This window comes from Paenibacillus sp. RS8 (assembly GCF_041956825.1).
Lineage (GTDB): Bacteria > Bacillota > Bacilli > Paenibacillales > Paenibacillaceae > Paenibacillus_AQ.
This window is the reverse complement of record NZ_CP168131.1, coordinates 4,827,607-4,852,083: the sequence shown is the minus strand read 5'-3', so window position 1 is coordinate 4,852,083 and position 24,477 is coordinate 4,827,607. Positions and strand designations below refer to the sequence as shown.

General features: G+C 42.3%; 23 protein-coding genes. 3 read left to right on the top strand and 20 right to left on the bottom strand.

What is annotated here, in order from left to right:
• Positions 1 to 46: 46 nt before the first annotated feature.
• The 4 genes from ACDZ28_RS22980 to ACDZ28_RS22965 all read right to left on the bottom strand — a co-directional run bounded on the left by ACDZ28_RS22980 (position 47) and on the right by ACDZ28_RS22965 (position 3,977).
• Entirely contained in the window at positions 47 to 742 is a 696-nt protein-coding gene (locus ACDZ28_RS22980; RefSeq protein WP_076118416.1) for an ABC transporter ATP-binding protein, read from the bottom strand.
• Entirely contained in the window at positions 739 to 1,836 is a 1,098-nt protein-coding gene (locus tag ACDZ28_RS22975) for an ABC transporter permease (RefSeq protein ID WP_375102830.1), read from the bottom strand. The genes ACDZ28_RS22980 and ACDZ28_RS22975 overlap by 4 nt, the downstream gene beginning before the upstream one ends.
• 90 nt (positions 1,837 to 1,926) lie before the next feature.
• Positions 1,927 to 3,303, bottom strand: a complete 1,377-nt coding sequence (locus ACDZ28_RS22970) for a sensor histidine kinase (protein ID WP_375102829.1) — start codon at positions 3,301 to 3,303, stop codon at positions 1,927 to 1,929.
• Positions 3,300 to 3,977: a response regulator transcription factor gene (locus ACDZ28_RS22965; protein ID WP_042127411.1), complete on the bottom strand. Its 678-nt coding sequence runs from the start codon at positions 3,975 to 3,977 to the stop codon at positions 3,300 to 3,302. Before ACDZ28_RS22965 ends, ACDZ28_RS22970 begins: the two co-directional genes overlap by 4 nt.
• Before the next feature lie 143 nt (positions 3,978 to 4,120).
• On the opposite strand from ACDZ28_RS22965, the gene ACDZ28_RS22960 reads away from it, so the two are divergent.
• Positions 4,121 to 4,594, top strand: coding sequence for a ferritin-like domain-containing protein (locus tag ACDZ28_RS22960; protein WP_339290936.1), 474 nt, complete (start codon positions 4,121 to 4,123; stop codon positions 4,592 to 4,594).
• A gap of 18 nt (positions 4,595 to 4,612) precedes the next feature.
• Here ACDZ28_RS22960 and ACDZ28_RS22955 read toward each other — a convergent pair whose 3' ends face one another.
• The 5 genes from ACDZ28_RS22955 to ACDZ28_RS22935 form a co-directional block, all read right to left on the bottom strand.
• Positions 4,613 to 5,428 carry an SDR family oxidoreductase gene (locus ACDZ28_RS22955; RefSeq protein ID WP_375102828.1) on the bottom strand — a complete coding sequence of 272 codons (816 nt, stop codon included), beginning with the start codon at positions 5,426 to 5,428 and terminating at the stop codon, positions 4,613 to 4,615.
• A 48-nt stretch (positions 5,429 to 5,476) separates the two neighbouring features.
• Positions 5,477 to 5,926 carry a MarR family winged helix-turn-helix transcriptional regulator gene (locus tag ACDZ28_RS22950; protein ID WP_042127406.1) on the bottom strand — a complete coding sequence of 150 codons (450 nt, stop codon included), beginning with the start codon at positions 5,924 to 5,926 and terminating at the stop codon, positions 5,477 to 5,479.
• A gap of 147 nt (positions 5,927 to 6,073) precedes the next feature.
• On the bottom strand, positions 6,074 to 7,270 hold the full coding sequence (locus ACDZ28_RS22945; RefSeq protein WP_375102827.1) for a metallophosphoesterase: 1,197 nt from the start codon (positions 7,268 to 7,270) through the stop codon (positions 6,074 to 6,076).
• Positions 7,271 to 7,452: 182 nt separating this feature from the next.
• Positions 7,453 to 7,863: a bacteriohemerythrin gene (locus ACDZ28_RS22940; RefSeq protein WP_081389791.1), complete on the bottom strand. Its 411-nt coding sequence runs from the start codon at positions 7,861 to 7,863 to the stop codon at positions 7,453 to 7,455.
• Positions 7,864 to 8,004: 141 nt separating this feature from the next.
• A complete protein-coding gene (locus ACDZ28_RS22935; RefSeq protein ID WP_042127403.1) occupies positions 8,005 to 8,874 on the bottom strand; it encodes a cation diffusion facilitator family transporter in 870 nt (289 codons plus the stop codon).
• A gap of 291 nt (positions 8,875 to 9,165) precedes the next feature.
• Between ACDZ28_RS22935 and ACDZ28_RS22930 the strand changes: the two genes are divergently transcribed.
• Complete coding sequence (locus ACDZ28_RS22930) at positions 9,166 to 10,524, top strand: PQQ-binding-like beta-propeller repeat protein (protein WP_375102826.1); 1,359 nt, start codon at positions 9,166 to 9,168, stop codon at positions 10,522 to 10,524.
• Between the two features lie 42 nt (positions 10,525 to 10,566).
• On the opposite strand, the gene ACDZ28_RS22925 is transcribed toward ACDZ28_RS22930, so the two are convergent.
• Positions 10,567 to 11,070, bottom strand: a complete 504-nt coding sequence (locus ACDZ28_RS22925) for a ferritin (protein ID WP_042127399.1) — start codon at positions 11,068 to 11,070, stop codon at positions 10,567 to 10,569.
• A 105-nt stretch (positions 11,071 to 11,175) separates the two neighbouring features.
• Positions 11,176 to 11,376 (bottom strand): hypothetical protein, encoded by a 201-nt coding sequence (locus tag ACDZ28_RS22920; RefSeq protein WP_339290926.1) that lies wholly within the window; start codon positions 11,374 to 11,376, stop codon positions 11,176 to 11,178.
• A 49-nt stretch (positions 11,377 to 11,425) separates the two neighbouring features.
• Here ACDZ28_RS22920 and nagZ point away from each other — a divergent pair, with 49 nt between their 5' ends.
• Positions 11,426 to 12,496, top strand: coding sequence for a beta-N-acetylhexosaminidase (gene nagZ, locus ACDZ28_RS22915; RefSeq protein ID WP_339290924.1), 1,071 nt, complete (start codon positions 11,426 to 11,428; stop codon positions 12,494 to 12,496).
• A gap of 20 nt (positions 12,497 to 12,516) precedes the next feature.
• Here nagZ and ACDZ28_RS22910 read toward each other — a convergent pair whose 3' ends face one another.
• The 9 genes from ACDZ28_RS22910 to ACDZ28_RS22870 form a co-directional block, all read right to left on the bottom strand.
• Positions 12,517 to 13,605, bottom strand: coding sequence for an efflux RND transporter periplasmic adaptor subunit (locus ACDZ28_RS22910; RefSeq protein WP_042127397.1), 1,089 nt, complete (start codon positions 13,603 to 13,605; stop codon positions 12,517 to 12,519).
• Between the two features lie 30 nt (positions 13,606 to 13,635).
• The gene (locus ACDZ28_RS22905; RefSeq protein WP_375102825.1) at positions 13,636 to 15,015 is read right to left on the bottom strand and encodes an ABC transporter permease; all 1,380 of its coding nucleotides are present in this window, start codon (positions 15,013 to 15,015) and stop codon (positions 13,636 to 13,638) included.
• Positions 15,005 to 15,724 carry an ABC transporter ATP-binding protein gene (locus ACDZ28_RS22900; RefSeq protein ID WP_042127391.1) on the bottom strand — a complete coding sequence of 240 codons (720 nt, stop codon included), beginning with the start codon at positions 15,722 to 15,724 and terminating at the stop codon, positions 15,005 to 15,007. The genes ACDZ28_RS22905 and ACDZ28_RS22900 overlap by 11 nt, the downstream gene beginning before the upstream one ends.
• A 39-nt stretch (positions 15,725 to 15,763) precedes the next feature.
• Positions 15,764 to 18,349, bottom strand: coding sequence for a hypothetical protein (locus ACDZ28_RS22895; protein ID WP_052414594.1), 2,586 nt, complete (start codon positions 18,347 to 18,349; stop codon positions 15,764 to 15,766).
• A 136-nt stretch (positions 18,350 to 18,485) separates the two neighbouring features.
• Positions 18,486 to 19,820 carry a hypothetical protein gene (locus ACDZ28_RS22890; RefSeq protein ID WP_375102824.1) on the bottom strand — a complete coding sequence of 445 codons (1,335 nt, stop codon included), beginning with the start codon at positions 19,818 to 19,820 and terminating at the stop codon, positions 18,486 to 18,488.
• Complete coding sequence (locus ACDZ28_RS22885) at positions 19,817 to 20,905, bottom strand: DUF58 domain-containing protein (RefSeq protein ID WP_375102823.1); 1,089 nt, start codon at positions 20,903 to 20,905, stop codon at positions 19,817 to 19,819. The genes ACDZ28_RS22890 and ACDZ28_RS22885 overlap by 4 nt, the downstream gene beginning before the upstream one ends.
• Positions 20,906 to 20,908: 3 nt before the next feature.
• On the bottom strand, positions 20,909 to 21,886 hold the full coding sequence (locus ACDZ28_RS22880) for an AAA family ATPase (RefSeq protein ID WP_375102822.1): 978 nt from the start codon (positions 21,884 to 21,886) through the stop codon (positions 20,909 to 20,911).
• A 138-nt stretch (positions 21,887 to 22,024) separates the two neighbouring features.
• Positions 22,025 to 23,074, bottom strand: coding sequence for a GerAB/ArcD/ProY family transporter (locus tag ACDZ28_RS22875; RefSeq protein ID WP_375105397.1), 1,050 nt, complete (start codon positions 23,072 to 23,074; stop codon positions 22,025 to 22,027).
• An 83-nt stretch (positions 23,075 to 23,157) separates the two neighbouring features.
• Entirely contained in the window at positions 23,158 to 24,378 is a 1,221-nt protein-coding gene (locus ACDZ28_RS22870; RefSeq protein WP_076119303.1) for an IS256 family transposase, read from the bottom strand.
• Between the last annotated feature and the right edge of the window lie 99 nt (positions 24,379 to 24,477).

Here is a 24,477-nt window from a genome sequence, read left to right as displayed (position 1 = left end):
ACGCAAAAAAAGATTCATGCCATTCAAGGCATGAATCTTTTTTCTACTAAATTTTGCTTAACTCATGTTCAACCAAATGTCCATCTTCCAGATGCAGCACGCGGTCGCACCATTCAAGCATCCGTTCATCATGAGTGACCATTACAGCAGCCTTGCCTTCACTCTTAACTTCGTCAGCAATCATTCGCACGACTTCTCTGCCCCGTTTGAAATCTAAACTTGCTGTCGGTTCATCTGCAAACAAGATCGCAGGTTTATTCATCCATGCTCTTGCAATGGCTACACGCTGCTTCTCCCCGCCAGATAACTGCTCAGGATAATGGTTCCGACGTTTCCAGATATCCAGACGCTTCATCAAATCTGCTGCCCGTTCTTTAGCTTCTTTAGCACTCATCTTAGCTTGTTTAGCTACAAAGAGAAGTTGCTCCTCAACTTTCAAATAAGGCAGTAGCTGTGCGCTTTGGAACATAAAGCCTATCTTCTCTAAACGAAGCTCAGTCAGCTCGCTTTTACTTTTGTCAGTAAGCGATTCTCCATCTATGAAAATCTCACCACTGGTAGGCGTAAGAAGTGCTCCCGCTGCTGAAAGGAATGTACTCTTCCCTGTTCCCGAAGGCCCAAGGACGGCAACGAATTCCCCTTCATTGACTAGAAGATTCAAATTGTTCAGAACAGATACCGTTGTATCGCCGTCTCCATACGTCTTGGTCACTTGCTTCATCAATAATTTAGTAGTACTCATGCCCCAGCCCTCCCAATTGCTTCTAATGCATCAACTTTTGCCACTTTAGCGACAGAAATGAGTGATCCTAATAGAGACATCCCAACGAACAAACCGCTGGTTAATAGAATCGTAGAAGGTTCCAGTTGGAACGGCATAGTGTCTGGTAGTACCTGATTCATTCCAAAGGTAAGCAGTAAGCTAATGCTTAGACTTGCAATAGCCAATATCATGACCTGCCCTACAACGCTCCAAGCCAAGTAAGACATTTTTGTACCCATGGCTTTCAGAATTCCAAACTGGCTTGTTTTCTGAATGGTAATAACATAGAAGAATACAGCCAGAACAAACCCGGCGATTACGAACAGGAAAGCAATCATCATAAGCAGTGAACCTTGTTCTGATGAATAACCCGGAATATTAGAAATCGCTTCTTTTTGCGTAATCACTTCCACATTTTTCGTACTAGCAGAGATCTTATCCACTTGCCCTGCGTTTGCATTAAGCGCAATTACATTAAAAGGCGCTCCTGATGTAGCCTCACTACCTTGATTAACACCTTGTCTCATTTCCTGCCAATCTTTATTGTTAATATAGACTACTGGGGTATGGCTGTATGAGCTATTCTCAACATATCCTGTAACTTTAAATTCCTTCCCAGTTGCCTGATCTTGGATCGTACTACCAATCTTAATGCCCGACTGTTCCAAGTCACGATCAACGATGACACTTCCCTGCGTATCATTCGTAATCTTGTCACCTTCAATCACTTTTGGAGCCAGTAAACCGTTCATATCAACTGCAAAAAAAGTTACGTCTGCTTTAGTATCCGTATCGTTCGTAGTCACTGTACTCATCTGTAGAGCGAGTGATGAAGCATTATTATCTCCTACTACTGCTCGAACACTACCCAGCTCCGTATCCGTTAACTGAGAACGTCTAAACGTCTGATCCGCATCCTTCTGCACCACGTAATAGTTTGCCGGCATATTCTCTATTGCTGAGATATTAGCATACGCTAATCCTCTGGCCAGTCCCGTTACGAAAAGTACAAGAAAGGAAACCAATAACATGATTACCATTATCAACAGGTATCTGGCTTTAGAATGTCGCATTTCTCTTAAGGCTAGAAACATATTACCACTCCTTCTAATCTGTATAGTCACAGTTTAGAAGATGAAAATGAACGGAGTATGAATAACCAGTTACAAAAGAGGAAGAGTAACAGTAAAGGTCGTGCCTTTGCCAACTGTACTGGATACTTCTATGGTTCCGTTATGTGTCTCTACAATCTTTTGCGTAATCGCAAGTCCAAGTCCGCTGCTATGTGTTTCTCGTGTACGTGCCCGGTCAACTTTATAAAAACGGTCAAAGATGAGTGGTAATTCCTCAGCAGGAATACCTTCCCCAGTATCCGAAAAAGTTACAACACAATTCCCTTCGTCAAGTTTTGCGGAAATCATAATAGATCCCTCAGCAGGTGTATATTTGATAGCATTAGTAATGAGGTTCATCCACACCTGATACAACAGATTGGAATCGCCATGTACGCGAATGTCCGCAAGACTTAAACGAACCGCTAATTGCTTCTCTGTTAATCTCCACTCCATGATTTGTACAACCTGCCGAAGCTGTGCACGCAAATCTATAGGCTTCTTCTGCAAGGAATCCGGATCATAATCGAGGGAAGATAACGTTAGCAGCTGTTTACTAAGCATCGATAGACGATGGCTTTCTTGATCAATAATATTGAGGTACTCTATCCGTTCATCCTCTGGTAATGTAGGATCTTTAAGGGTTTGGGCAAACCCTTGAATAGAAGTTAATGGCGATTCGATTTCATGCGACACATTCGCAACAAACTCTTGACGCGCACGATTGGTCCGTTCCAGCTCACGGCTCATAATCATAAAGTGTGAGGCTAACTGACCAATCTCATCCCTGCGCCAAGTATTTAGTTTAATATCATATCTACCTTTTGAAATCCGCTTAGTTGCCGTTGTTAAACGTGTAATAGGTCTGACCACATGTAATACGCTGATCATTACGAATCCCAGACTGAACAATACGGTAAACCCGATAATAACAGCAAAAAATACACGCAGCTCACCGAATTGAACCTCTGCATCCGGACGCATGAATAACGCGAAGGTCTCATTATTAACTTCGATTGGCACACCTATCGTATTGCTTAATTGGTTATCAAAAAAACCTGTAATAAATGCACTATCAGGAAACTCTGCTACACCATGATACACTTGTCCATTCAGTACTTTTTCTAACTGTTGCTTATCTAGATCCTCTTTCCGAAAAGGCTTGCCGTAGAATCGGGATTGACCTTCTGCATCGGTTAGATAGATTTTATAACCCAGCTTGGCTACACTTTGCAGATAATCCTCCATAGAATCCGTGTGAGTCTCCGCAAATTGCTGGATTTCAATAGCCATCCCCGTAAGCTTGGCATCGTTCTGAGATTTAATCTGAGCTTGATAATAAATATTAGATACCAAGAAACCAAGAAGACTGCTCACAACAATGGCCGAACAAAAAAGAATACACATCCTCACATACAAGGACTTCACGAATTCACCATCTCCAATTTATATCCGATTCCCCTTACCGTCCGAATCACAAAGTCATCCTGATAATCCAGAAACCGCTGACGTAATCGCTTGATGTGCACATCCACCGTACGTTCATCACCTTCATAATCCATTCCCCATACTAGTTCAATCAACTCACTGCGGGAATATAGTCTACCTGGATATTGTGCCAGTTGCGCTAGCAGTTCAAATTCCTTTACCGGCAGCAGGAGAACTTCGTCGCCATCCGTGATCTCATAGTTTTTACGATCGATCACAAGTGAATTCAAGCGAATCCGATCATCCGAAGCGATGGAATACCGCCGAAATAAAGCTTTAATCCGAAACAACAATTCTTCAGGCTCGAACGGCTTCGTTACATAATCATCTGTTCCCCGTAAATAGCCTTGCTCTTTATCACTAAGCTGCTGCCTAGCTGTCAGCAAAATGATCGGTATATCATACGTTTCTCTTATATGCTGGCATAGCTCTAATCCATCCACATGCGGCATCATTACGTCCACTATGGCTAAATCGGCAATACTTTCTTGCAGTTTATGTATCGCATCCCGACCATCGACGGCCTCCATGACTTGATAACCTTCTCTGGTCAATACATGCTTCAATAAAGTCCGAATATTGCTATCGTCATCTGCTATTAAAATCTTCTTCATCATTTACACTCCCTGAATTACGGATGAACCCATAGTATCAACTTTAAAGGGTTAGAACAACTAAAGACAAAAAGAGAACATACCGGGCATTCGCTCATATACTACTCCTAATTATAATGTGCAAATCAGGAGGTTAATAAAAAATGTATTGGACACCCTTATCTCAGAATAGATCTGATTTCAAACCTATTTGGGCAACCTCTCTTCCACAAGCATTAAATTTAATCAAAGAAGCTGTGCAAGGTGAACGAAATGATGAGCTCTTCTATGATGAAATTATCAAATTAGCTCCGAACTCCGAGCAAGCCCTCATTATCACCTCTATACGCAATGACGAACGGGGTCACAACTCCATGTTCCGTGGGATGTTCAAAGAAATTACAGGTCAAGATATCGAAGGAATTAGCAGCGAGCAGTATCAACGGGTCAATTCCTATGAAGAAGGATTAGAGAAAGCACTCCAAGGTGAACTGGCTGCTGTCGAAAAGTACCGCGAAATATGGTTTGGTCTGCCTGTTGGAGTTTATCGCGATACTGTATATGGGATTATTTTAGATGAATTAAAACATGCCAGTAAATATAATTATTTACTCACTTTAGATCGAACCACTATATAATTGAATTATTCAATATCGCTATTCATTCTGAAGGAAAGTGACTATGCTCTCCTTCAATGTGGTAACAGGCCGTCCCATTAGTCTCTCCATATCATTTGAAGTAGAAGCTGTATCTAACTTCGCAAGAAATGAATAAATCCAGTGCTGAATGTTTGAATCCTGCCGATGAACAATCCTTGTTCCCGATAGCTCTGATAATATCTCCGCAAGTTCGTCGAAATCCCAAGAGCGTGGTGCAGCTAATTCATAAATCTGATTATGATGCCCTGTAGTGGTAAGCACGACTGCTGTTGCTAAAGCGAGATCCTTTCGTGTCACCGAATTAAATAACCAGTTCCCTGGATAGGTGATTAGCTCACCGTTTTGGATCGCCTCTTTCAGACCTAGTACATTTATAAAATCCATATACAAAGCGTTGCGGAGAAATGTATAGTCAATCCCTGATTTAAGAATCATCTGCTCTGTAAGTAGGTGAACATGATTCGCTGGAATTTGTCCTTTTGGTGGAAATGCAAAGCCTGTATACAGCAAATGCTTTACCCCGGCCTTTAATGCAACATTAACGACCTCAGAATGTTGAATCAATCTGACGTTATCATCGGGATGTGAACTAGAGATGAACAACAAATTTGCAACTCCTAAAAAAGCTTCCACCAGGGAATCAGGCTGGTCATAATCGCCAAAGCGAATCTCAACCCCTTTTTCCAAAAGATCCTTTGCTTTCTCTAGATCACGGACACATGCGATAATCTGACTGGACGGAACAAGCTGTAGAAGATTCTCCATAATCAAACTCCCTAATTGCCCCGTAGCCCCAGTAACCATAATTGACATTACACTCCACCCTTCCCTTTCCTTGAATTCGAGACCGCAACATTATAGCTAGCTATTATTAAGCTTATCTAATAAAACGATGAGTTGTCGAAGCTCTTGTTCATCCAGTCCCTGCATACGTTCAGCGATCACTTCACGATTTCCGGGAAGATGTTCTAGGAGTAATCGCTGACCTTCACCCGTGATCGAAATAACGCTTTTTCGACCATCCTGTGTATGATTCGAACGGGTGATCCAACCATCTTTCTCTAGGGGGGTCAGCAAAAGACTAATATTAGCTTTTGTGACACCAATATTGTGAGCCAATGTAGAAGGCAGAATTGTTCCACCCTGTTTAGATATTTCTACCAAGATACGAATTCTTGCGCCATTTAATCCTTTAGACTGCCAATATTTATCAGAGACAGAAACCAAGCTTGCAGTAGTATGAACTAAAGTAAAAAAAACCTGAGTATGCAGCGGCTGCTTCAAAACGAACGGTTGCAAATGTTCATTCATAGATTTTCCAACTCCAATTTAGTTAAGTGCTTAACTATCACAAACAAACAATACTACACGCTCATCTAATTGTCAAAAAAAGAAGCTGCCTTATCTCGCAGAATAATTCCACGGGTTAAGACAGCTTCTTATCATTTAATTTCTCAGTTAGATTAATACCGTCTTTGTAGACACGGCTTCTTCACTATATTGTTTAGTCCCTTCTAAGACTACTTCAAGTTTAATGATCTCCGAACGGCTGGCTAATCGGATTGGAGGTCCCCATGTCCCATAACCAGAGGAAACAACCACATGCAAGTTATCTTTACGAAGATAACCCCAGTCCAGTTCGAATAACCGTTTAGTGATCCAGTGATTAGGCGCAATCTGTCCACGATGCGTATGACCGGAGAGCAAAATATCTACCCCTTCTTGGGCAGCGACATCAAAACCGGTAGGCTGATGATCCATCATGATTACAGGACGTGTAAGATCGAGACCATTCAATAAAGAGCTTACACTCATTCTGCCACCGGCTTCCATTGTTTCGGCAGTTTTATCTTTTCGACCCACAATATACGTTCCAGCTACTTCTTCAACCTCATCCTGTAAGACTTTAATGCCTATGCTACTCATTAAATCGGTATATTCTTTAATCGAACCACCGTAATATTCGTGATTGCCCAGCACTGCGTAGACACCATGACGCGCTTTTAATTGCTTGAGCTGTTCACTCATACCGTTGCGAATAAAAGGCTCTATACTATCGTCAAGTACATCCCCAGCCAGCAAAATCACATCAGGCTTCATAGCGTTCATTTGTGCAACCATTTTTTTGAGATGGCGATTACCGACGATGTTTCCTAAATGCAGATCAGATGCAACCGCGATGGTTAATGGTGTACTGGTTCCTATGGATTTATCGATGGGAATGGGATGCGTACGGATTACTGTACTCCAAGCATTAATCGAACCCCAGACTAGAAAAACTATGAGTAATATCAGTAGCGTAACTCCCGCTTCTAAGATGTAGTGCGTTCGATCAACACCCATCCAGCCCAGCAATACATACAACAGATCAGCTAACGGCAACATGATAATAGCAAATTCCATACAGGCTAGATAATACGATCCAATCACTTTAAAGAATCTAGCTAACGGCTTCACAATTGTAGGCCATGGTATCATTCCAACGACATACGCAAAGGCCACAAGCAGGAATACTGTCCAGAACAAAGCTAAGGAAGCACCTGAAAACCATTCATGAACCAGCAACCATCCATGATACCCAATGTAAAAATTAACAAGGCCCAGAATAAGCAGCATAGCAAACCCTGAAGCTAACATTCGTAATGTTTTCATCATTCCACTCCCTTTACTATACTAACTCTATATGTCTTATCTCAAATCATAACACAAACCGTTAACCCAGTATAAATTCCGGTGCTGTCTTCGGAAATCGGAGCAAATAACATACCACAATTTCTTATCACATTCCCTGTCAAAAAAAAGAAAATGCCCGTCGGCATTTTCTTTGGGGGTTTAAGTTATACCGCTCTATCCCGTGTGGCCATACACTCACCAATTAGCTTATCGCATTTATTAATGTGATTCAGAAGCCAATCGGTCAACGTACGGTTAAGCTTAATTGTCGAGAGAACGGAAACTCCCTTAGTTTTAATGGTTTCTTCCAATTCAAGAACGGCTTTTACAAAATCAGCATGCGTCTGACGATGTTCCGCCAATTCAGGAAAATCGATCTCTTCCATCAATTGTTCTTCATTGCTAAAATGCTCAATGGTATATTCCTTCAAGAATTTCAGCGTTTCTTCGATCTTTTCTTTCCCCTGCTGCTTACTGCAAGCATCAAAAAATTCGTTCAATTTCGCTAGCAACTGTCTGTGCTGACAGTCTATTTTCTCTACACCGATATCATATGAATCCTTCCACTCAATCACGAAATCACCATTCCATTTCCTGAAATTTACATATCGATAAATACAACTAATTTTCCACCTTTCTGCACAAAAGATCTATTAACAACATCACAGAGGAAATCCCATATTCATCCAAGGAAAGTCACACTTCTGAGTCTACTTCTACTTCATTACCGGTTCTATGTGGACAAGCACATTCGAAACTTGGTGTCGGTCCTTCAATTGTTCTTCAATTTCTTCCGTAATATCATGGCTCTGCACCACACTAAGCTCAGAGTCTACTAATACAGTTGTATCCACTAGCACGTTATTCCCATGGATGCGGGCTTTGATATCTTTAATAGATTGAACGCCGTCCACTTCAGCAACGGTTTCTTTCATCAGTTCAAGCTCTTCCGCATCAAAACCGTCCGTTAAGTCATGTGTTGCTTTACTAAAGATATCCCATGCCGTCTTGCAGATGATCAGGCCGACAATAATCGCTGTAAGTGGATCAAGCCATGGTATCCCAAATCCAGAAGCCACAATTCCGACAAATGCGCCAATACTAACTAAAGCATCCGATCGATTATCTAGTGCAACGGCTCGCATAGCGTTACTATTAATGGAGCGGGCCAGTCTAATGTTATACATATACACGCCCATCATGATTACAGCACAAAAGACTGCCGTCCACGCTGCCATAAGATCTGGACTTTCCAGTTCCGGTTGGATAAATTTATTCACACCCTGGTACAACACTTGAAGTCCTACCACAATCATAATGAACGAAGCAATTAAGGATGCCACGGTCTCCGCTCTGAAATGCCCGTAGCTGTGATTGGAATCCGGCGGTCTTCTGGAGATCTTGAGGCCGATTAGTACGGCGATAGAAGCGATAATATCCGTGCTGTTGTTCAGACCGTCCGCAAGCAGCGCTTGAGATCCCGAGACCGTACCAATGAACAATTTGATGGCGGATAAGAAGATATAAGCAACTATGCTTAGCCAAGCTCCTTTTTCACCTTGTTTGATGTCGTTGTAATTTTCCAAAAAAAAGAACCCCCAAAGAATAGTATTGTTCTATACTACACTCCAAGATTCGGGTGGGTCTAGAGAAACAGTGTTGCTAAGAGGCGTAATAGTTCCCTCCGTCAAATAGAGTTGCTAGGTCATAACTGTTTTGCGGAGTGTAACATAGTTTGCCTTTGTTCAACTTTACTTCCAAATTATAAGAAAGTATAAGTTGCCGAAGTCGATTAAGCTTGTTCTATTGGTATAGTAACTTTTTGCCATTTGAAATGTCTAATTATAGTAAACACTAATTTTGAGGGGCGTGGAACGATGACTCAGTCTTTGCACAAGACCATGATTAAAGTTTTAGCTGTTGCTAGTATTGCATCCCCATTAGCTTACAATGGAACATTATCCGTCATTTCTGCGGAACAAGCAGTCATTAGTACAAGCAATCCCTTTTACAATGAGATCAAAGCGCCTATTCTTGCACCGGTATGGTCAGCACCGTTAGCCTTCCTAAAAGAAGGTAGAGTCACTGAGCAGAATGTTACAGCACTAGCGGAGAATGGGAAGGTCTTTGCTTTGCAACGGAATGAAAAATTAGTCGCATTGAATGCTGCAACAGGTAAAAAAATGTGGGAATTCGGAAATGCATTAGCCCCGTTGTTCACGTACAGTAATGGATTTATCTATGGACTGACCCAAAGTGGCTCCTTATATGCCGTTAATGAGGCAGGCAAAAAAGCATGGTCAGCAGCTGTAGCATTACCTAAAGCAACTAGTATACAACGTTTAGGCACCACTATTTATGTTACACAGGAGACTCAACTTGCAGCCGTTGATGCCGTCAACGGAAAGATCAAATGGAAGGCTGCGGTGGAGAGTAATAACTTTACAGGCTTATCGAATCTTATGGAAACCGACGGGGTTATTATTCGAAGTTATCTCTCTCAGGGTGCCTTAACAACTGCCGGACTTGCCGCTTATGACAGTCTCACAGGCAAAAAACTATGGGACCATAGCCGTCAATGGTGGCCACTGGCAGTAAAGGATGGGCTTCTCTACTCTATTACCAATACGTTAATGATGGATGATGATGCTGTAAATCGTAATGTCAAAGTATCCGTGTTCAACGTAAAGACTGGTGAATTAAAGGGAGAACGTTTATATAAATGGACAGATACCGAGAATAAAGATGGGGTATTTAGTTATGGTGGCGTAAATGGGACTGCATTCTTGGATGGAAACGACTTCTATATCTTTCAGGGCAGTAAGTTTGTGAAATATGATTTTTGGAATTATTCAGCAGACGGCAAACCGATTCAAACCTGGGCTTCGATGATCAGAGAAAAGGACATACCGTTGAACCAAGTCTATCAGCAAAGAATGTTATTTCAAAATTATGATAAAGGTACGATATCCGCACTTAAACTAGGAACAGGACAACTCGTCGACCTTAATATTGGTGAGAATCCTGTAGTTCAGACGGATCTTTTCGGAAATGTGGTTTATAGCGGACAATCCGATGGCCTATTTCACGCCTATGACATGTTGACTTTGAAGCCTATTTTCACTGTGAATACCGGCTCTCGAAACTTTGCTCCTTCGCTTAAAACCGGAAGCATGCTGATGATCCGAACGGATAATAAACTGCTTGCCATTAAACTGCCTTCATCCATAAAATAAAAAAAGCCTGATTTCTCAGGCTTCTGGGCTTCACAACTCAACTTATTCAGCAGGAGCTGTAAAAGTACGTGCTGCAAATTCTGCATCCAGCATGTAGAAGGCGTTGCTATCTTTATCTATTCGTTTCAGTTTGCTAATGATGTTGCTAAAGAGTGCTTCCTCTTCTACTTGCTCATCAATAAACCATTTCAAGAAATAGATCGTTGCATGTTCACGCTCATCCAGTGCCAAATCAGCCAAATGATAGAAACGTTTCGTGTTTTGTTGTTCATGTGCAAAAGCATGTTCAAAAGCATCAAGCATCGAGGAGTACTCGTTCTTCGGCTCTGGGAGTGCTTCAAGTGTCGCCCGATTATCGCGATCATTAAGGAACTTATAGATTTTCATGGCATGAAATCGTTCTTCTTCTGCTTGAATCAAGAAAAAGTTTGCAAAACCATCCAGACTTTCACCGGAACAATAAGCAGCCATAGCTAGATAAACATGAGCGGAATAAAACTCGAAATTCATCTGTTCATTAAGTGCGTTTACTAATCCATCTTTCATCTGACCGTCACCTCATAATTCAAATTTAATATGTAAAGATTTAAGTTCATCTTATCACCGTGTATCTAAGTCAGCAAGGATTCATCCTTCTGACATCTAAATAAGCTACGAAGGGACGACTTTTCTGATGACCAGTTTCACTCGTAACCTCTTAAGACCTAAAATCTCCGGTAACCTTCTAATGGCTTCAGCTATGTTATCTATGCTTCTAATAACAAGTTGTTCCAATAGCAGTAACAGTTCCCAACCTATCGCTACAAATTCGACGACTGCTGATTCCACACCATCACCTGTTATCAGTGCCACACCTGTTCCCTCCTCAGAAAGTGATCCGATTACTCTTCAGGTTTCCAATATGAGCCTTGAAGAGAAAATCGGACAAATGCTCCTTGTTGGTATTGAAGGAACCGTTCTAGATGATCAAGCAAAAAAGATGATTTCCGAAGACAAAGTCGGTGGAATCATTCTTTATAAGAACAATATTCAAGACTTAAAAAGTATGGTTAGCCTTGTAAATTCCATGAAAGAGAGTAACAGCAGTAACCCTACTCCATTATTCATGAGTGTCGATCAGGAGGGTGGAAAAGTCAACAGAATGCCGAAAGAGTATGCTTCCATCCCTTCTAATGGGAAGGTTGGTTCTTCTAATGATGCTAACGCTGCCGAAATGATGGGCAAGCTTCTCGCAAGAGAAGTGAATTCAGCCGGATTTAATATGAACTTCGCTCCCGTACTTGATATCAATAGCAATCCAGATAATCCTGTGATTGGAGATCGCTCCTTCGGCAACTCCACCGAACTAGTCAGTACACTAGGGATCGCCGAAATGAAGGGTATTGCGAGTGAAGGTGTTGTGCCGGTTGTTAAACATTTTCCGGGCCATGGCGACACTTCTGTCGACTCTCACCTTGATCTGCCGATTGTGAATAAGACTGTCGAAGAGCTGGCTAAATTAGAATGGCTCCCATTTCAAGCAGCGATTAAAGAGGGAACGGACGCCGTAATGGTCGCTCATATATTATTTCCGAATCTTGATCCTGATAAGCCTGCATCTTTATCAAGTAAAATCATTGGTGAGCTACTACGTGGAGAAATGAACTATCAAGGGTTAGTGATCACAGATGATCTTACTATGGGTGCTATCATGAAGAATTATGACCTTGCCGCAGCGGCGGTAGATACCATTAATGCAGGCAGTGACATTCTACTTATCGCTCACGGCTATGATAATGAGAAACGAGTACTGGAAACCCTTCTGGACAATGTAAAAAAAGGTAAGATACAGGAAACACGGATTAATGAGAGCGTCTATCGGATTTTAGCATTGAAAGCTAAATATAATCTATCCGATGAGCCAGTTCCGGTTCCTGACCTTACCGAGCTAAACAAAGATATTAAATCTTGGAAGCTAACGATTGAGAAATAGGCTTAGGTCGAATACAATCCTTACTGAAGGACTACAACATCGCCTACGTTCAACCCGGAGATGGCCTCAGTTTTGTCCGCCGTCTCCATGCCCACTTCGATATCTCTTCGTTCATACTCCCCATTGCCTTTATCCAGCATCACGTACGAAAGATCTCCTTCGTGCATTACAGCGATGCTGGATACTACGATGGCATTTTCTTTGCGGACTGTCTCAATTTCTCCACTTAAGCTTAGTCCACCAATCAAGTGCTCGTCAGGCTGTAATGAGATTACCACTTCAAATTGTGGAACTGATGTAGCAGAAGTGTTTTGACCCGATGCAGTCTTAGCAAATTTAGATACCTTAGTAACTTCTCCAGATAGCTTCAAATCTTTTAAAGCTGTCATTTTAACATCCACTTTCATTCCCGTCTTAATACGGAATACATCCTGTTCCCCAACAAGAGCTATGAATTCAAGCTTGTTCATATCAACAATTTTGCCGATGTATTGATTGTCTGTCACCGTCTGTGGAATTTCGCTGGCGCTATCGAATAGAAAAACACCAGATGCCGGAGCATGGTAGAGGGCTGTTGAGAGCTTTGCCTTCTTTTCTTTTAATTCACGAGCTTGTATTTCAGCATTTACTTGGTTAAGCTCATCCCCTAGCCGTGCCGTTTCTTGGGCTGCAAGAGCTTTTATACGTTCGGCTTCTGTTGCACCAAGAGCTGCATTCTCCTGGTCCTGCTGACTAACAAATTCATTTAATTCCGCTTCCAGCTGGGCCTTTCGGATGGTCGCCTCCTGTGTAGCAATCTCATTCTTTAAGGGTTCCTGATCAAGGGTAAACAGTAAATCCCCTTTTTTTACTTGCCCACCGTTCTCAACCTTCCACTTTGTTACCTTTGAAGCATAAGGTGCATATACAAGCGTTTCCTGCTCATAGTGTGAGTTCCCTTTAACCTGAACGGAATTCGTCATTGTTTCCTTTGTCACTTCAAACGTTATCGCTTGCGGCGGTTCAACAGGCTCTAGCTGTGCCTCAGGTTTATACATCTTGTTGTATACAAAATAACCTGCTGCAATAATGATCAATACCAATACAATCCACTTGATTCTCCTCTTCATCACTTCTGCTTCCTTTCAACTTGAAAATAGCTAATCCCGTTTTATCGCCGTGAGCGCATTCGTTCTGGACGCGCTGATCGCGGGATAAATCCCTGACAGTACTCCTGTCATCACTGCAAATGCAATTCCTACTGGAAGTGTCATTAGAGGTATAGTGATAACCAAGGGTTCACCCATCCCCATTCCTCCAGCAGTACCAATGAGCTTATTTATGCCGAATACAATTAAGTATGAAAAGACAATGCCGAGCATACCGCCGAGCATACCAAGCAATGCCGCCTCTGTAATGAACATATTTCGGATCTGCCCCATATTAGCGCCTAGCACTTTCATAATACCAATCTGGCGTCGTCGCTGATGGGTAGACATGGTCATTGCAACGATAATCGAGATCGAGGCAATAATAAGGATAAACACACCGATACCAAGCGCTGCTTTCTTGAGCATACTGAAGGTGGAAGCCATCGCCTCTTTTTGATACAGATTCGTGCTAGTGTTTAGTGTGAGCTTATGTATAAGCTTCTCCACTTGCACGATGTTGTCGGTGCTGTCAACTTTTACAATGGCTGAGTTGTAGACACCCTTCTGCCCAGCGGTTCCGTTCATTAGTTTCAGTTGTTCAACCAGACGCTCACCCGTTTCTAGCGATACGTAAATCTTCTTGTCGTACATCGCCATATCAGGGTTCCCCCCACTATCCAATATCCCAACAATTTGAATGGGTGAACTGACTAGGGACTGTCCAGTCTGCGAAGCAGGGTCATACGATTGTAATTGAACCTGTTGTTTGTACATTTCCGATGGAAGCATGCTTAAACTATTGTACTGTTCCATTATTTTATTATTGTACGGATCTGAATTTAGCTGTTCAAAAAGACGCTGCCGTGTCTCGACATCTATCAATCCTACAGTTGCTCCATAGTTAAGCACTGCCATTCCGATCAAATCAGAAGGACCGCCTTGCTTAAACGTCTTGTCGTATTTCGTTAGCAACCGAAGATCCGTTCCGATAAGCTGTACATCCGTAATTTTATTATCGATAGTAGTCATTTGTATGTAGCCAAGCTCTTGAAAAGGTGCAGCTGCTGTAACATGCTTCAGGCTTTGAACAATTTCAAGCTTCTGAGCTGTTAACCTGCCGGGATCGAGCTTAGCATCAGAAGCAGAAGCTCCATTTCCTTCGCCGCCCCCTTGTGAAGGGATACCGCTGTTCGGAGTCACTGTAATTTCATCCATTTTGAAATTCCGATTAATTTCCCGCTCCGTATAGCTTTGTGCGGAATCTCCTATACTTAAAGCAACAATAATAGCAGCACAGCCAATCGATATACCAGCCATACAAAGACCTGTGACAACTTTCCGTCGTTTGACCTGCTCCCAAGCCAAACGTGAAATATCACTAATCCTCAATTAATTTACCCCCTTCGAGTTCTGTCTCCGAAGAAGTTTGTTTCTCAGTAATCATATATCCATCCTGAAGCGTGAAAATCCGTTGCATTTGTTCCGCAACTTTGAGCTCGTGTGTTACGACTATGAAGGTCGTCTTCATCTTCTTATTCAGGTTAAGCAGGATATTAATAATTTCCTCTTCTGTCTTCGAGTCCAGGTTTCCAGTCGGTTCATCTGCGAAAATAACAGAAGGCTCCGTAATCAAGGAACGCGCAATACTGACCCGCTGCTGCTGTCCACCAGACAACTGAGAAGGGAACAGGTCGGCTTTATCCGGAATACCGACCCCTTCCAGCAAAGCTAGAGCTTTTTGCTTACGTATTGATGGAGAGACGGATTGAAAGACTAACGGCAATTCCACATTTTCACGGACAGTCAAGCTAGTAATCAGTTCATAAGCTTGAAAGATAAACCCGATATGCTTTCTTCGAAATTCGGATAGCTTATTCTCGCTCATTTTCACGATATCTTGGTCAGCAATGTATATGTGACCTTCCGTAGGCTTCATCAGACCTGCCATCAGGTTTAGCATGGTTGACTTACCGGAACCCGAGCTCCCCAGCAGAGCAACCATTTCCCCCTTTTTCACAGAAAAGTCTATTTGATGAAGGACTGCCGTCGTTTCATTACCATTCTTAAAAGAATGCGTTACATTTTCCACTCGCAACATTGGAGCTGCTCCTTCGCGTACATTAATAGATATGAATGCTTACTTTTCTGTTACTAGTCTATCAATCTTTATGCTATATGCCTGATTAGCCAGCTCGATCCGTTCTCCCTGAAACTCATCATACAGCGTGATCCGGTACGAACCACCCTCCAAATTCTTGTACATATTATTCGTAAAGGTTGCAGTATACGAGTTGTTATTCCCTTCAAGTAGTTCGGTACCGATGTTCAAGCTTCGTTCCTGTGATAAGCCATATGGATCTGTCATTTTGAGTACTAGTTTATGGGTGAAGGTTCCCATATCGTAGGTACTGTCACGAAGCAGGTTGTAATTCATAACGATGTCTAAAGTGTTACTTCCTTTCAGTGTTCGCCCTTCCGAACTTAGGACAGACATCGTGTATGGATATAGCGCAACCTTCGTCAAGTTATTCTCCGGTGGTGTGGAAACTGGATTCAGAGTCAAGGAAGCAATATTTATAAATCCTGTGGCTTCTTGACCAGGTTCAGTCAACTTATTCCCGGTTATTCCCGGACCTAGATACATACTCACATCAGAAGGTATAACTGACTTCGGTAATTTTGCCCAGTACGTAATTAATTGCTTACCACCAGGAGTGGCTGAAGAATCCGGTTGATTCGCTGTGGCTTCAAATAGCTGACCATCAGCCGTTTTAAAGTACGCTTGAAGGCGAGCCATTTTGCTTTGTCTTTTTTCTTCGCTGCTCAGCAGTAGCTCTGTATATACGATATTAGAGTTGAGACCTTCATAAATGATCGTTTTGTTCTCTTGTACCTGGGCATTCTTGCCTTTACCGGTGATTGTATAACTTCCCCCACGTTCGATAGTGGATACTGCATTCATCGTGCTGTTTGTGCTTAACGACAAGAACGAGCTCTTTTCTTCTTTGACCGTGGAAAAGAGGTTCACTTTTAATTTATCGAACTCTTGCGTGTATGGAATTTTAGCAAATACATAGATCTCAGCATTTTTTCCTGGCGCAATTGTCGAGGTTTCCTTGTCCATGAAGAGTTCTGTAGAAGCAGACACATCATCATTGTCTACTTGGACAGACCCTTTTAATTCTGGAAGCATCAATGCCACCGACTGGGGATTCTTGATATTTATTCTAGCAACAACGATATCATCAGCTTTCCAAGGAAAACGCTGTAATGACAACAAGTTATAAGTGAAAGAGCCATATTCATTCGATGCGCTATACTCCACGCCTTTTTGAATCTCAGGTCGTAATGTATAAGAAATTGCGTAGTAGGCAACCGGTACTGTCAGCTTGGCAGTATTGCCCGTACTTACATTATTCCCTTCAGATCCTGTTCCCTCCCCCACACTTCCAGTATCTGTACTGGCTGGAGCTGAAACAGCCTCTATCATTTGCAATTGCAGTGAATTCTGTTCAACCTCAAGCGGAACCTGTGCGGTAAGAGGAATGATTTTTTCTTCCAAAGGCTTTATGGTTAATCCGCTCAATCCTTTCGCATTGATCGGAAAGGTTGTCCCTGTTGAAGATTTGACAGCAAGCTCATAAGTAGGCAATGTCACGGCTGTCTTTCCTACATTTTTCACTCGTAGCTGGAAGGTCCAGATTCCCTTATTATTCTCAGCGTATACGTTTGCGTTGTTTAACTGAGTTTCTATCGGATTATTATTAATGGTGATTTTCTTAGTCACACCTTTACCTACCACCAAATTAGGTGTTGTAGCTGCCGGTAGCTTGTACGAGGATTTAGCGATTTCAAGCTTCAGCGCTTCATCCTTTTGTGTAAATTGCAGCTTCATATTATCCGTTTTCATATATGGAGGAATCTCGGCAAGATAATAGATTGTCTTCTTCTCTTGCGGTTGGATCTTGTAACTAATCTGAGATCGATCAAGTGCTAATTCATAAGAACTACCACCTGCAGAGAGCAAATAAGCCGCATAACCTGGATCACTGAGTACCTTGCTACCTTTATTGGTCAGGCTTATTCCAACCTTGGCATAGACCTTTCCATTATATTTATAGAGCTCCAAGGACTCACTTTTGGCGATGACAGGAATATCATTCATTGTAGTGCTAACATTTTTTCCATTTACAGCGGTTGGAGAATAATTAGCTGGCACTGTAAAACTTCCTGCGTGCTTTAAATAACCTTTGGTTTTGGAATCCCACACATACATAGGAATCTTGATCCCTTTTAACGAATTAGCCTTGCCTATGTTGACGTAATATGTAACGCGCAAGCTTTCTTTTGCACCAATCTTCTTCTTAAGCGCGTCAGCACTCAGAGGGTTACCCGGAATGACAGCTCCCCCTGGCGTCGTAACTCTCGAAAAATAGTACATTAGGTTTGCATTTTTACTGCTGCCATTCGAATAATTCAGCGTATAGGTTAAAATATTCCCACCTGTTTGTGACCAAATATTGACATCTTCAAGTGTGGCTTTAATATTTGCTCCTAAAGAAATGGAACCTAGATTACTAGTTGCTGTAACGGCCGCCGCAGCCACAGCTGGATTTGTATTAACAGCATTAGCGGATGCCGCTGAAGCGGTATGTCCAGTCAGTTGACTGATGACAAAGGTACTTAATAGTAAAACAACATATGTACTGCTATGCTTTCTCATTTACTTCCCTCCACGAGTATTTTGCTAGAATTATTATAGTGGCAAGCGCAAAACCAATTGTATCCATGTTGTAACACTTTTGGGCTGATTGTAACCTATTTGTTCTATTTGCATGATTTTTGATGAATACTCTATTCTATAATTTCAATTCATCTTTCAATGCAGCCGCATCATTAGCAGAAGGATTTTCCTCACCGTATCTAACTTTTTCATATATTTTAATCAATGAATTCGACGTGTTAACAGAACTTTCATCGCCCTTACGTTTAGAGTGGTTAAGAGCTGTCCATTTTAAAATATCGTCTTCCGTTTCTTTCGGTGTAAGATATTTTTTAACTACATAACCTTGATCCTCTTTCATATGAAGCCAACGCCGATACAACCAGCGAACACGTTCCCGTTCACTCTGCATCTGCTCCCAGCGATCTTTTCGATGTCTTGGCGTAAGACGGGTACTCCAGAAGTTCCTCAGTCCTTGAAGCGTTTGTTCCCATGTAAATACACTTTTCTCCTCATCAAGATAAGAGGTATTGTCTTTAGGCGTATGCTCCCTGCGCAGCATGGATAGCAAGGCATCCATGAATCTCTTCAATTTCCCTCCGGCATTTCTATACAACCACCGAACTGCAAAGTAGATTGCCACTCCTACTAGCACAGTTCCAGCTACATAAAAAGCGACATCTAAGATAGCAGCTAGCAGGCCTGGTTTTTGCTCTCCTACAAAAGGCAGCTCCGGACTCGCTTGCGGCTGTTCTACTGACGGTGGCAGCGGCTCACTCGATCCAGAGAATAGTTTACTAATCCATCCGAAGAACGAACGCACCATATTCCATAGCAGTGTTCCTATGGCTTTTCCGACCCCTGCCGCTAACACGGCCGCAACAATTCCTATACCAATAACATAAATACGGTTATTTCTTTGTAATCCTTTTGGCAAAGCTTTGCCCTCATTTGAGAGCGTACTATATTGTAAATAACTGCTATTAGATATAAGTAGAGTGAGCAATAAACATAAGCTGCCACACCAGGTCAGAAGGGTAACGGTTGCCTCCAAATCAGGAATTCTATGAAAGACAATGGTCGCAACAAAATAAATCACAATCCCCAGCCAATACTTCCTACTGGTCTGATCACGAGAGTCAGCAGTCATCCCTAGATATGCGCATATAAAACCTGCGATACCTAAAGGCAGACTTTCGATAGACAGACTTCCTGATGACAAAATACCAGTCGTTGCCCCAAGGATTAATGCAGCCAGCAACTGTTTCCATCTGACACTACACTGTCGCCGCAGCAGAATGCCCAGTAATGATACTAGCGGCATGACAGATAACCACAAAGGGTCAATTTGCTTGGGCAGTACATAAACCTGAAACAGAATCCATACAGGTAGAACTAATAATAGTTCTAGAATAGAGAATATCCAGAGTTTGATTGTACTCCATACGTAACCAGATGACGTAAGCTTCATGCACTCTCTCCCCCCTGTTCCGGAATATCCAGCCACTCCACACCGTTTCCTAACTGGTATAGAAGTTCTGCGGACGCTTGTAATTCTGTTCCTCTATGACAGCTAATGATCAGAAAGTCAGTATCACTTATTCCACTCTCGGCTTGCAGGTCCAGCAATCGGCTCATAGGAAGCGTTCTGTCAAGCTCCAGCTTAGCTAACAGCTCAAGTAAGTCTTCCAATTGAGCCATTGGTTCTGCTTCTACAGGATCTCTTTCGCCCCTGTTGTCCAGTCTACCGTTACAGATAAACCCCGTCTCAATTCCATGGCGCATGGCGTATTCGGCGATAGTGGCCGCATACCTTATCCCTTGCTCGATACGTTCAACATCCGTTACCGCTCTCCACATGGAATGACTGTCCTCTATATTCAAGCAAATGACGAGTCTGGAATCTGCGGTGTAGTCTTTCTTATGCACCTGCATAGTACCTGTGCGTGCTGTAGCCTTCCAGTTTATAAGTCCCATAGAATCTCCTGAGCTATACTCGCGAATACCTGCAGTCAGGAAAGGATCTTCTACGATCCACCTTTTCACCGGAAGTTCACCCAGCCAGCTATGTATCGGCAGTGGTAGATCATCTAAGCTCAGCAGATTAGGATAGACCAATAACTCTAATTCAAGTGGATACGTTTTGTTTTTCCGAATTAAACCAAAGGGATCTCCAGTGGTCATTGTGACCGTCTCTAAACGGTATATCCCCCGTCGCTCGCAAGTTACTTGATGACGCCGTTTAATATGACGGTATGATTTCAGGTAGAACAAGCTGATATGATTCTGATAGATTTCCCCCGTGCTAATTCCGAGATTATCCTGACTACTAAATTCCAAACCTCTAGAAATACTAGATTCCAGCCGAAGCCATGGTAATGGCAAAAGCTTAGCATTAACGATCTCCTCGATCATCTCAAGATGATCCCCTTCATAAGCAACTTTTGTTGAAAAATAACGAGTATAGCTAAGCGCTTTCAGACCATTTCGTTCATAGATAACGGCAAGAAGGAACAATAGAACTACAGTAATGAAAATGAACCAAGGTAAAGCCATAGCTCATTCCACCTTTCCGCCTCTAATGGACGTAACGAGTTCAGTCGGCACCTCTACCTCACGAAGCACTTGTAGCACAATATCCGCTGCCTGTCCTTCTTTTGAACCCAATCCTCGATGAAGAAGTAGACGATGGGCAAGCACCGGAACGGCTACGGCCTTAATATCATCCGGTGTTACGTAAGATCTCCCTTGAATAAGTGCATATCCTTGAGCAGATTTAAGCAAAGCCCCACTAGCACGGGGACTCGCACCTAGTTTAACTGCCGTTGATTTCCGTGTAGCTTCTGTAATTCGAACAATATAAGCCAGCAAATCATCGCTTATACTAACGGAAGCGGTTAAACGCTGTGCTGCTTGAATATCTTGAGCGGTAGCCACTGAAAAAGTCTCTTCCAGCGGGTTATTCTCACGGAAGCGCTGTAAAATATGAATTCCTTCGTCAAATGAAGGATAACCCGTAGTAATCCGCATTAGAAATCTATCTAATTGAGCTTCGGGCAACGGAAAAGTGCCCTGGTTATCAATCGGATTCTGAGTAGCAATTACGAGAAAAGGTGCTTCTAAGCCATGAGTCACACCATCGATCGTGATTTGCCGCTCCTCCATACATTCCAGCAGACTGGATTGTGTTCTTGGTGTTGCACGGTTAATTTCATCAGCCAACAAAATATTCGCAAATACTGGACCTGGTCTAAACTGAAATTCACCTGTCTTTTGATTATAAAAATTAATCCCGCTTAAATCAGAAGGCAGCAAGTCTGGAGTAAATTGAATACGCTTAAATGTACAATCTAAAGATTTTGCAAGGACTTTGGCTAACAAAGTTTTACCTGTACCCGGAACATCTTCCAGCAGAACATGGCCATTCGCAAGTAATGCGGTTAGTAGCAGGTCTACTCCATCCTCTTTTCCAACAATGACTTTAGCTAGATTGGATCTAATAGATTTGATAAGTTCAGTGACTTCTTGAAGATTCATGTAAAATACACCATCCAATCTGGGAAATTAATATAATTAGTCCTTTAATCATAACAGAAAGTGTATCCAATATATAATTCACAAGAAAAGGTTCTGCCCATTAAAAAGACAGAACCTAGATTTCCACTCCTAATTTATTTACTTCGCAGTTTTATTCCGATATCGAAAGAAAGCCGTGATGGCATAATAGATCGGGATGCTTTCAACGATTAGCCAAATGACAACAATAGCAAAACTATTATAGTGTTTATAATAACTGCCTATGTGTCGTGAATATAAAAAAGCTATCGTTATTGAAGTTATTGTTAAGAAGGGAATGTACATTTTTCTAGCTTTTGTATTAAACAAGCCGGATACACATCTCGAGGCTACATAGATAAGGAATGAGCTGTGTATGAACATAGAAGACGACCATATTCCAATTAATAGCGGATCCGAATTGCCTAGCAGATTATCTTGTTTGGCGCTGCGCACCAATTCAAGGAAAGGATATTGCAGTTCCCGACCCAAATGTGGACCAAAACTCATCATCGTCAGCGACCAACCAATTAAGACAGTGACTAAGACAAATATCGCCGTAAGTACTAATCTTTTCAACATCTTCGCTTCAAGCTTCAGATCGGGCACAACAAACAAGAGGACAATCCATTCTCCAAACCATGACATGACTACAATAGAGTCCTTTAGGGCAATTCCGGGATCATGATAATGAATGAAGGCGGGTAGCATATTGAAGTCCGCATTCGGGAGAAATAAATTAAATAAAATGATCATTGTTATAAAAAAAATAATAAAAAGCCCATCCGCCATATACGCCATCGTTGTAAAACCTAAACTAGCCGTATACATAATCACTAGCCCAATTACGCACTGAATAAACAGAGGTGGAGTTCCTCTCAGATAATTAGAACCAAAGAATAGTACAAAGTTCTCAATATCAGTAGATGCATAATAAACACACCAGCATAAGAGCATAAGAAGCATGAATTTGTGTGGCCATTTACCTATGATTTCTTTTCCAAAGCTTGCCCATGCTTGATTAGGCCGCAACATACCGACGTGAAAAGTAAACCATAATAATATCAACCCTAATAAAGACCCCACTAATAATGCAATCCAGCCTTGATAGGATGAAGTAGCAATTAGATTCGGAATCAGGAAAATAGTGGTTTGGGAGTTAAAAAAAATAATAAAAAAACGGAAAAGGGTCTGTCAATAATTTTGTGTAAACTCTTTTAAGCACAGATTCCCCCGAGGGGGAAGTCGCGAATTTAACGCAAGTGTTGACCGACCCGATCGGGGAAAAAGACCGACAGCTGGAGCAGCATTTGCCCCCAGTTTTGGACACGTCCTGTCCATTTCCGAGTGACGTCGACGGTGGCCAGATAGAGCATTTTTAGTAGCGCCTCATCTGTGGGAAAGATGCTTTTTCCCTTCGTCACTTTACGAAGCTGACGGTGGTAACTCTCAATCATATTGGTGGTGTAAATCAGTTTGCGGATCTCAGGCGGGTACTTGAAAAAGGTAGCGAGTTCGTCCCAATTGGTCCGCCAGGAACGGATAATGAGGGGATATTTCGCTCCCCAAACTTCCTCGAAACGGTCGAGTTCAAGCAAGGCACCTTCCTCGGTAGCTGCCTTGTAAATAGGCTTTAAGTCGGCTGTTACCTTCTTAATATCCTTGTACGACACGTACCGTGTGGAGCTGCGGATTTGGTGAATAATACACTTCTGGATTTCCGTTTGAGGATAGCAGGCGGCAATCGCTTGAGAGAATCCGGACAGGTTATCCACGCAGATAATGAGAATGTCCTGAACCCCGCGATTCTTCAGTTCATTCAGCACACTCAGCCAGAACTTGGAGGACTCATTCTCACCAATCCACATCCCCAGCACGTCTTTGTTTCCGTCCAGATCAATGCCAATGACCATGTAGGCAGCCTTATTGATAATGGCCCCATCTTGCTTGACTTTGAAGTGGATCGCATCCAAATAGACGACGGCATAGACCCCTTGCAGAGGCCGGTTCTGCCATTCTTTAATGAGAGGCACAATCTTGTTCGTGACATTGGAAATGAGCGTTGGAGATACCTCAATACCATACATCTGCCCTAAATGGTCCTGAATTTCTCGGGTGCTAATCCCTTTCGCATACAGCGCAATAATTTGTTCTTCGATGCCCGTTACATTCGACTGATGCTTCTTGACGACCAAGGGCTCAAACTCGCCCAACCGATCCCGAGGAATAGCGATTTCCTGCTCACCATACTCACTGACTACGGTTTTACGGCTCTTTCCGTTACGGCTGTTTGGCGTGAGCTTCGCTTTCACCTCATGCTTTCCATAGCCCAAATGAGTATCCATTTCGGCTTCCAGCATCTCCTGAATCGTCTCCGCAAACAGCTCTTTTAGAGCATTCTGCGCATCCTGTGCGCTTACCAAATTGTTTTCCTTAATAAATTCCCGTAACTGCTGTTTTGTCCAAAGTCCCATGTGTTCTCCCCAACCTTTCTCTTACTTCCATTTTAATGGGTTTGAGAGTTTACACAATATATTTTACAGACTCACGGAAAAGCTGCCATTTCGATGTTC